General features: G+C 39.4%; 9 protein-coding genes. All 9 read left to right on the forward strand.

The genetic code is table 11. The features are described 5' to 3' along the window. Positions 1–131: 131 nt before the first annotated feature. Entirely contained in the window at positions 132–1,037 is a 906-nt protein-coding gene (gene yqiS, locus WBG45_RS08935; RefSeq protein WP_424413843.1) for a phosphate butyryltransferase, read from the forward strand. Between the two features lie 30 nt (positions 1,038–1,067). Further along, positions 1,068–2,162: a branched-chain amino acid dehydrogenase gene (gene bcd, locus WBG45_RS08940; RefSeq protein ID WP_424413845.1), complete on the forward strand. Its 1,095-nt coding sequence runs from the start codon at positions 1,068–1,070 to the stop codon at positions 2,160–2,162. Between the two features lie 123 nt (positions 2,163–2,285). Then, positions 2,286–3,374: a butyrate kinase gene (gene buk / locus WBG45_RS08945; RefSeq protein ID WP_424413846.1), complete on the forward strand. Its 1,089-nt coding sequence runs from the start codon at positions 2,286–2,288 to the stop codon at positions 3,372–3,374. Between the two features lie 16 nt (positions 3,375–3,390). Next, positions 3,391–4,821, forward strand: a complete 1,431-nt coding sequence (lpdA, locus tag WBG45_RS08950; RefSeq protein ID WP_424413847.1) for a dihydrolipoyl dehydrogenase — start codon at positions 3,391–3,393, stop codon at positions 4,819–4,821. Between the two features lie 29 nt (positions 4,822–4,850). Next, entirely contained in the window at positions 4,851–5,861 is a 1,011-nt protein-coding gene (locus WBG45_RS08955) for a thiamine pyrophosphate-dependent dehydrogenase E1 component subunit alpha (RefSeq protein WP_024534571.1), read from the forward strand. Beyond that, positions 5,861–6,844, forward strand: a complete 984-nt coding sequence (locus tag WBG45_RS08960; RefSeq protein ID WP_424413850.1) for an alpha-ketoacid dehydrogenase subunit beta — start codon at positions 5,861–5,863, stop codon at positions 6,842–6,844. The genes WBG45_RS08955 and WBG45_RS08960 overlap by 1 nt, the downstream gene beginning before the upstream one ends. Positions 6,845–6,864: 20 nt before the next feature. Beyond that, entirely contained in the window at positions 6,865–8,181 is a 1,317-nt protein-coding gene (locus tag WBG45_RS08965; protein WP_424413852.1) for a dihydrolipoamide acetyltransferase family protein, read from the forward strand. A 236-nt stretch (positions 8,182–8,417) separates the two neighbouring features. Further along, positions 8,418–10,073, forward strand: coding sequence for a methylmalonyl-CoA mutase family protein (locus WBG45_RS08970; RefSeq protein ID WP_424413854.1), 1,656 nt, complete (start codon positions 8,418–8,420; stop codon positions 10,071–10,073). Beyond that, a partial coding sequence (locus WBG45_RS08975) for a methylmalonyl-CoA mutase family protein (RefSeq protein WP_424413856.1) occupies positions 10,063–10,304 on the forward strand: 242 nt, incomplete at its 3' end. The genes WBG45_RS08970 and WBG45_RS08975, both read left to right, overlap by 11 nt.

Raw genomic sequence — 10,304 nt, forward strand, 5'->3', positions numbered from 1 at the left:
CATGCAATTTATTGCATGGTTTGCAATCATTTGCATAGCAAAAAAGGTGAAATGTTGACAAATAAAGCGTTTTCACGATTGTAATGTTGGCACGCTTTATGCTTAAATTATGAATGTTGGGGTGAATACAAATGAAATTAACCGATTTAATCAAACAAGCTTCAGCTTCAGACAATAATGTTGTAGCAGTAGCATCAGCAGCAGATTTAGAAGTACTAGAAGCTGTGAGCATGGCAGTCGAGCATGATATGGCAAGCTTTCGTTTGTACGATAGGGAACAAAAATTAAAAGAAATGATGGTTCAACATTTCCCGCACTTATTGAATCATCCGAAAATCTTCACACAACATGTTAAAGACGATCAACAAGCGGCTATAGCAGCCGTAAAGTCAGTTCATTTAAATGAAGCAAACGTATTAATGAAAGGGCATATTCCGACAGCCTTAATTTTAAAAGCTGTATTGAATCCTGATTTCGGGCTTCGAACAGGAAGTGTGCTTTCACATGTTGCTGCATTTGAAATTATTGGTTTTGAACGTTTGATTTTTGTCACTGATGCTGCAATGAATATTGCACCAGATTTGGCACAAAAAGCACAAATAGTCCAAAACGCTGTGAAGGTAGCACATTCAGTTGGAGTTGAAAATCCAATTGTAGCACCACTTGCAGCGGTTGAAACCGTGAATCCATCGATGCAACCTACTCTTGATGCTGCTGCTCTAGTAGCAATGAATGTAAGAGGACAAATAAAGGGATGCGTAGTTGATGGACCAGTCGCACTTGATAATGCTATTTCGGTGGAGGCTGCCCATCATAAAGGGTTAACAGGTCAACATGCAGGACAAGCTGATATTTTGCTTGTACCGAATATTGAAGCAGGCAATATTTTATATAAATCACTTGTTTACTTTGCGAGAGCAAAAGTTGGAGCGGTTATTGTAGGAGCGAAAGCGCCAATTGTCTTAACTTCACGATCGGATAGTGCAGAGAGTAAATTAAACTCTTTAGCATTAGCAATTTGTTCATCTAGTAACTAAAGTACAACCAAAACCAAGGAGGAATTTATAATGGAAATTTTTAAATATATGGAGACTTACGATTACGAACAATTGGTATTTTGCCAAGATAAAACTTCAGGATTGAAAGCAATCATCGCAATTCACGATACAACATTAGGACCTGCACTAGGCGGTACACGTATGTGGACTTATGCTTCTGAAGAAGATGCAATTGAGGATGCACTGCGTTTAGCAAAAGGAATGACTTACAAAAATGCTGCTGCTGGTTTAAACCTTGGCGGTGGTAAAACGGTTATTATCGGAGATCCTTTAAAAGACAAAAACGAAGAAATGTTCCGCGCTTTCGGTCGTTTCATTCAAGGATTAAACGGTCGTTACATTACTGCTGAAGATGTTGGTACTACAGTAGCAGATATGGATTTAATTCATGAAGAGACAAATTATGTAACAGGAATTTCTCCTGCATTCGGTTCTTCAGGTAACCCTTCACCAGTGACTGCTTACGGCGTATACCGCGGTATGAAAGCAGCTGCAATGGAAGCATTCGGTAGTGATTCGCTTGAAGGCAAGCGCATTGCTGTTCAAGGTGTAGGTAACGTAGCTTACAACTTATGCCGTCACTTACATGAAGAAGGCGCAATTTTGATTGTAACTGATATTAACAAAGCAGCTGTTGACCGCGTGGTTGAAGAATTTGGTGCTACGGCAGTTAATACAGATGAAATCTACTCACAAGAAGTTGATATTTTCGCTCCATGTGCTCTTGGAGCAATCATTAATGACGACACGATTCCACAATTAAAAGCAAAAGTTATCGCAGGTGCAGCAAATAACCAATTAAAAGAAACAAAACATGGTGATCAAATACATGAACTAGGTATCATTTATGCTCCTGACTACGTTATCAACGCTGGTGGAGTAATTAACGTTGCGGATGAGTTAAATGGCTACAACCGTGAACGCGCAATGAAACGTGTAGAAACTGTTTATGACAACATTGCTAAAGTAATGGAAATTTCACGTACGCAAGGAATTCCAACATATGTTGCAGCTGACCGTTTGGCTGAAGAACGTATTGCTCGTGTAGGTAAATCACGTAGCCAATTCCTACAAAATGAAAAACACATTTTAAGCGGACGTTAATCTAGAAAAGTAATGCCACATTAGCTCGACTCCGGTTGTTCTTGTTGAATGAGTTTCGAAAACAAACGGGCGAGCTGGTGTTTGGTATTCAACAAAATTAAGAAATTTTTGGGAGGAATCATTGTGCAAGAACATTCATATCGCATTCTTGTCATCAACCCAGGTTCCACATCTACAAAAATTGGTGTTTTTGAAAACGATTTTTTATTGATGGAGAAAACAATCCGACACTCTTCTGAAGAGATTGGAAAATTTTCTTCTATCATTGATCAGTACGAATTTCGTAAGCAAACGATTTTAGAAGCATTGGATGAAGAAGGAATAAACATTTCGAAGTTGTCTGCTGTTTGTGGTAGAGGCGGACTCCTTCGTCCAATTGAAGGCGGAACTTATGCGGTAAATGACGCAATGCTAGTCGATTTAAAAAAAGGGTACTCAGGTCAACACGCATCTAACTTAGGTGGGATTTTAGCATTTGAAATTGCAACAGGTTTGAATATACCTTCATACATCGTCGATCCTGTGGTTGTAGATGAGTTGGCTCCGATTGCACGCATTTCAGGATTTTCGTTAATTGAACGAAAATCAATTTTTCATGCATTAAATCAAAAAGCTGTTGCACGACGATATGCTAAAAAGTGCGGCAAAGCCTATGAGGACATGAGACTGATTGTTACTCATATGGGTGGCGGTATTACAGTGGGTGTCCATGAAAACGGACGAGTGATAGAAGTAAACAATGGACTACACGGAGACGGACCATTTAGTCCAGAACGTGCAGGTACTGTTCCTGCTGGTGACTTAATTGATCTTTGTTTCTCTGGTGAATATTATCGACATGAAATCATGAAAAAATTAGTAGGACAAGGTGGTCTTGTCAGTTACCTTGGAACGAACGATGCAGTGGCAGTAGAAAAACGCATCGCAAAAGGCGATAAAGAAGCCGAATTGGTATATGATGCTATGGCTTATCAAGTGGCACGAGAAATTGGATCTGCAAGCACGGTCTTAGAAGGTAAAATCGATGCCATTATTTTAACTGGTGGACTAGCTTACGGTAAAGACTTTGTTGAGTCGATTTCAAAACGCATTAACTGGATTGCTGATGTTGTCGTGCAACCAGGTGAAAATGAATTACAAGCATTATCAGAAGGTGCCATTCGTGTGTTAAATGGTGAAGAACAAGCAAAAGTGTACCCGAACCTAAAATAAAAGGAGGCCGAAAGTTATGGCTCAAAATTACGATATCGTTATTCTTGGAGGCGGAACTGGCGGATATGTAGCAGCAATCCGTGCGGCTCAACTTGGATTAAAAACAGCAATCGTTGAAAAAGGAAACTTAGGTGGAACTTGTCTACATAAAGGGTGTATTCCAAGTAAAGCTTTACTACGTAGTGCAGAAGTTTATGCAACAACAAAAAATCACGCTGCAGACTTTGGTGTGAACACTGGAGAAGTAACCTTAGATTTCTCACGTGTGCAAGCTCGTAAAGAAAGCATCGTTTCACAGCTTCATCAAGGTGTTCAAGGTTTGATGAAGAAAGGTAAAATTGATGTATTTGAAGGTACTGGCAGAATGTTAGGACCGTCTATTTTTTCTCCATCACCAGGTGGAACTGTTTCTGTCGAAATGAACAATGGCGAAGAAAATGAAATGCTAATTCCGAAAAACGTCATTATTGCGACAGGTTCACGCCCTCGATCATTACCAGGATTAACAATAGATGGAACACAAGTTATGACATCTGATGAAGCACTTCTAATGACCGAGTTACCAAAATCCATCTTAATCGTTGGAGGCGGTGTAATCGGTATTGAATGGGCTTCTATGTTGAATGACTTTGGGGTGGATGTAACTGTAATTGAATATGCAGATCGTATTATTCCAACAGAAGATGCAGACGTTTCAAAAGAAATGCAAAAACTTTTAGCGAAAAAAGGAATTACTTTTGCGACAAGTGCAAAAGTGTTATCTGAGACATTAGAAACTTCTGATGGTTCTGTAACAATTTCTGCAAAGTTAAAAGGTGAAACGAAAACGTTCACAGCTGAGAAGATGTTAGTATCCGTTGGACGTCAAGCTAACGTAGAGAATATTGGTATTGAAAATACGGATATTTTAGTAGATAAAGGCTTTGTCCACGTTAAAGATACATTCCAAACAAAAGAATCACATATTTATGCAATTGGGGATGTTATTGGTGGCTTGCAACTTGCTCACGTTGCTTCTCACGAAGGTATTACAGCCGTCGAACATATTGCAGGTCAAAAAACACATGCGATAGATTACAACTTAGTGTCTCGTTGTATTTATTCTAATCCAGAAGCAGCAAGTGTTGGAATTACACAACAACAAGCTAAAGATCAAGGATTCGATGTGAAAGTCGGTAAATTCTCATTTAAAGCAATCGGTAAAGCACTTGTTTATGGTGAGTCAGATGGTTTTGTGAAAATTATTGCTGATAAGAAAACAAATGATATTTTAGGTGTTCACATGATTGGACCTCACGTTACAGATATGATTTCTGAAGCTGGTTTAGCTATGGTACTAGATGCAACTCCATGGGAAATTGCAAACACAATCCACCCTCATCCAACACTTTCTGAAGTGATGGGCGAAGCGGCATTAGCGGTTGAAGGTAAAGCAATTCACATGTAATAATCACAGATTAAAAGGGGGATGTTCAGATGGCAAAAAATCGTCATGAAGAACTAGGGTTGTCTAACGATGACGCACTGAAAATTTTTGAAACGATGCTTATGGCACGTCGAGTGGATGAGCGTATGTGGTTATTAAACCGCGCAGGGAAAATTCCTTTCGTCATTTCATGTCAAGGTCAAGAAGCAACACAAGTGGGTGCTGCATTCGCACTTGATAACACGAAGGATTATATCGCACCTTATTACCGTGATATGGGTGTAGTTTTACACTTCGGTATGACAGCTCGCGATTTAATGCTTTCAGCTTTTGCAAAAGCTGAAGATCCAAACTCGGGTGGACGACAAATGCCTGGTCACTTTGGACAAAAGAAAAATCGTATTTTGACTGGTTCTTCTCCTGTTACAACACAACTTCCACATGCAGTTGGTGTTGCACTTGCTGGGAAAATTAAGAAAAAAGATTTCATTACTTTTGTGACGCTGGGTGAAGGTTCATCTAACCAAGGTGACTTCCATGAAGGATTAAACTTTGCTGGTGTTCACAAATTACCTTGTATAACTATGGTAGAAAACAATAAGTATGCAATTTCTGTACCTTACGACAGACAAGTAGCTGCTAAAAACGTATCTGACCGTGCAATTGGTTATGGTATGCCTGGTTTCACAGTTGATGGAACAGATCCTTTAGAAGTTTATAAAGTGGTTAAAGAAGCTGCTGACCGTGCTCGTAATGGTGAAGGTCCAAGCTTAATCGAAGCTGTATCACACCGTTTGACGGCTCACTCATCTGATGATGACCAACGTCAATACCGTACTAAAGAAGATCTTGCTGAAGGTCAAGCTGCTGATCCAATCGGTAAGTTCGCTGCTTATCTAACAGAATTAAACATTTTAACTGAAGAAATTGAAAAAGATATGAATGACCGTATTATGAAAGAAGTAAACGAAGCAACTGATTATGCAGAAAATGCTCCATACGCTGCACCAGAAAGTGCTTTGAAATACGTCTATGCTGAAAAAGACGGGGGGAACGCATAATGGCAGTTATGTCTTATATTGACGCGATTACACTCGCAATGAAAGAAGAGATGGAACGTGATGAAAACGTCTTTGTTCTTGGTGAAGACGTAGGCCGTAAAGGTGGCGTATTCAAAGCTACTCAAGGATTATACGATCAATTTGGTGAAGACCGCGTAATGGATACGCCTTTAGCAGAATCTGCTATTGCTGGTGTTGGTATCGGTGCAGCAATGTATGGAATGCGTCCGATTGCAGAAATGCAATTCGCTGATTTCATCATGCCAGCCGTGAACCAAATCATTTCTGAAGCTGCTCGTATTCGTTACCGTTCAAATAATGACTGGTCTTGTCCTATCGTTTTCCGTGCACCTTTTGGTGGAGGAATTCATGGCGCGCTTTATCATTCACAATCAGTTGAAGCCATTTTCGCTAACCAACCAGGTTTGAAAATTGTCATTCCATCAACACCTTACGATGCAAAAGGATTATTGAAAGCTGCTATTCGTGATGACGATCCAGTTATGTTCTTCGAGCACAAACGTGCGTACCGTTTAATCAAAGGTGAAGTGCCTGAAGAGGATTACACAATTGAAATCGGTAAAGCGGACGTTAAACGTGAAGGCGAAGACATTACAGTAATCACTTACGGTCTTGCTGTCCACTTTGCACTTCAAGCTGCTGAACGTTTAGAGCAAGATGGTATTTCTGCACATATTCTTGATTTGCGTACAATTTATCCATTAGATAAAGAAGCAATTATTGAAGCTGCTTCGAAAACAGGAAAAGTACTTCTTGTTACGGAAGATAATATGGAAGGTAGCATCATGGGTGAAGTTGCAGCGATTATTGCTGAAAACTGCTTGTTTGATCTAGATGCTCCTATTAAACGTTTAGCTGGTCCAGACATTCCAGCAATGCCATATGCACCAACAATGGAAAAATTCTTCATGATTAATCCAGATAAAGTCGAAAAAGCTATGCGTGAATTAGCTGAATTTTAACCTGAAAGGAGGAGTTACAATTGGCAATCGAACAAATTAAAATGCCCCAGCTCGGTGAATCCGTAACAGAAGGAACAATCGAAAAATGGTTGGTTCAACCGGGTGACAAAGTGAATAAATATGATTCACTTGCTGAAGTGAATACAGATAAAGTAACTGCTGAAATTCCTTCTTCATTTACAGGTGTAATCAAAGAACTGATCGCTACTGAAGGAGAAACTTTAGAAGTTGGTGCAGTTGTTTGTACAATCGAGACAGAAGGTGGCGGTTCTACTGAAGAATCGACATCTCAAGATACTCCTGCAGAAAAAGAAACAGCTGCAGAAATGCCTGCTGCTGAATCTAAAAAGGCTGCAGCTCCGGCTCCAGTTCGTGAAAAAGGGGCGAAAGCTCGTTATTCACCAGCAGTATTGAAAATCGCACAAGAAAACGATATTGATTTATCTCTTGTAGATGGTTCTGGTAATGAGGGACGTATTACACGTAAAGATTTATTAGCCATTATTGAAAGCGGGAATATCCCAACTGCTAAAGCTGAACAAGCTGCTCCTAAAGCAGAAACTGCTGCTCCTGCTCAAAACACAGCTCCAGCTGCTAAATCAGCTACTGCACCAGTAAATGTACCAGTTGCTGTGGGTGATATTGAAATTCCTGTAACAGGAATTCGTAAAGCCATCGCTGCCAACATGTTACGTAGTAAACATGAAGCACCACATGCTTGGACAATGATTGAAGTAGACGTAACAAATCTTGTTCAATACCGTGATAGCATCAAAAATGAATTCAAGAAAAAAGAAGGCTTCAATGTGACTTATTTCGCATTCTTCGTTAAAGCTGTTTCTCAAGCTTTAAAAGAATTCCCAATGATGAACTCAATGTGGGCTGGCGATAAAATCGTACAGAAAAAAGACATTAATATCTCTATCGCAGTTGCGACAGAAGATGCATTGTATGTCCCTGTTATCCGAAATGCTGATGAAAAAACAATTAAAGGCATTGGTCGTGAAATTAATGAACTTGCAGGCAAAGTACGTGCAGGTAAATTGAAATCTGACGAAATGCAAGGTGGTACTTTCACAGTAAATAACACGGGATCATTTGGTTCTATCCAATCAATGGGGATTATCAATTATCCACAAGCGGCGATTTTACAAGTAGAATCGATTGTTAAACGTCCAGTAATTATGGATGGTGGAATGATTGCTGCTCGTAGTATGGTTAATTTATGTTTATCTCTAGATCACCGCGTATTAGACGGTCTTGTATGTGGCCGCTTCTTAGCTCGAGTGAAAGAAATCTTAGAAAACATGACAAAAGAAAATACATCAGTTTACTAAGTAAAGTGTAAAGCGCAATCAGCTCGACATCGGTGCTGGAAGGTTCGATGCGAAAGCATGCTTTCGCATGAGGACATAAAGCTAAAATGTGTGATGGCGCTTGAAACTAAACATAAATCAAAAAGCCCGATGCCGAAACTCTCGGACATCGGGCTTTTTGTACTTTTAACAAATCCATTTGTCAGTTAGACTAGAAGTATGCAACAGATTTGAAGGAGGGAAGCGCAAGCGACCACATGACAATCGAACAAATGAAGAATACGACATTCCCCAAAGCGAGTTTTGATGAGTGGAAAGATGCAGCAGTTCGAACATTAAAAGATAAACCGTTTGAGCAACTGATTACGCCTACTTTCGAAGGAATTGACCTTCAGCCTTTATATACGTCTGAACATTTACATAACACTTTAAATTACTCTGAAATAGTATCGCACGCCAAACAAGATGGAAACTGGCTAATTGCACAAGCAACGGCTAGCAATTCTGCTTCTGAGTTTTTACATAAAACTAAAGAACAGTTGGAACGTGGCAATGACATGATTGTTTATGTTGCAAGTTCTTCTCCATGGACATGGTCAGAAGAAGAACATAATGAATTAGCAAGCTTATTAAAAATACATCCGTTTTATTTATCATTGTCTACATCTGACGATGAAATCATCGGTGTCTTTGAGCTCCTTACTAAGCAAGAGCTTACGGAGTTAAAAGGCTACATAAATGGCGTTTCTTCGTCATCCTTAAAAACGATGGTTACTACGAATGATATCCATCATGCAGGTGGTACAGCAGTACATGAATTAGCATTTGCTTTAGTGAAAATGTCAAAACTAGCTGACAAGCAAAGTGATTTCACAAGTAAAGTAGCTGTTCAATTTGCAGTTGATACGAACTTCTTTATGGAAATTAGTAAATTACGTGCTTTTCGCGTTTTATGGAAAGCGTTTTCAACTGCCTATAAAGTGGAACCTACAGCTATTCAAGTGTTAGCTGAAACTTCACTACGCTCTTATTCAAAATTAGATTCAACAGTTAATTTACTGCGCGCAGGTAACTCGGCTTTTTCTGCAGTCCTCGGTGGTGCGGATATGATTACTGTTCACCCGCACGATGTATTAACTGGTAGCTCTCCATCATCTGAACGAATTGCACGCAATGTCCAATTAGTTATTCGAGAAGAAACGATGGTTAATAAAATGATAGATGTTGCTGCGGGATCTTATTATGTCGAAACCTTAACGGCAGATCTTGTTCGTCAATCGTGGGCTTTATTTTTACAAGTAATAGACATGACGCCAGAACTTCAAGAAAGCTATTTAATGGAACTGGCACATGATGTTCAGTCTTCTCGTATAGAAATTCTAGCTAAGCGCAAAGCGTCTTTAATTGGAACAAATATGTATGCCAATCCGAATGATACAGTATTAGATACAGTTTCAAATAGTAATACTGAACGACTAGCTATGCCATTTGAACTACTACGTACACATTTTGAAGAAAATCCTCTAAAAGCGGCAGTAGTTTCTTTTGGAGTGTTGAAAGATGTAAAACCAAGAGCTGACTTTGTTCAAGTGTTTTTGCAAGCAGGTGGATTAAATCCTGAAATGAGTCCTGTTTTTACCGAAGTAACTGACGCTTGGCACTGGGTAAAATCAAACAATGTCGACTATGTTGTAGTAGCTGCAAAAGATGAACTAACTAAAGAGATTTTGCCTAACTTCTTACAACACACTAAAAACCACATGATTATCGATGTTGCAGGAAAATTTGCTGAAGAAAAGCAATGGTTAGAACTAGGTTTAAACGGTACGATTTTTGCAGGACAAGATGTAATTAAAAAAATGCAACAATTGATTCAGGTTAAAAAGGAAGGGGTGTCGGGATATGAAGCCTAACTTTAAAGCGGTTGAATTAGAAAAGATTGTTTCACAACAAAAGACTTCGTCAACTACTGATCATTCCTTCCTAACAAATGAAGGTATACGTCTAAATTCAAGATATGCGAAGGATGATGTTGCAACACTTGAGCATTTGTCAGATTTCCCTGGAATTGCGCCACATACTCGTGGACCATATCCTACTATGTATGTATCGCGCCCTTGGACAGTTCGCCAATATGCCGGTTT

It is taken from the genome of Paenisporosarcina sp., from assembly GCF_049671445.1.
Classification (GTDB): domain Bacteria; phylum Bacillota; class Bacilli; order Bacillales_A; family Planococcaceae; genus Paenisporosarcina.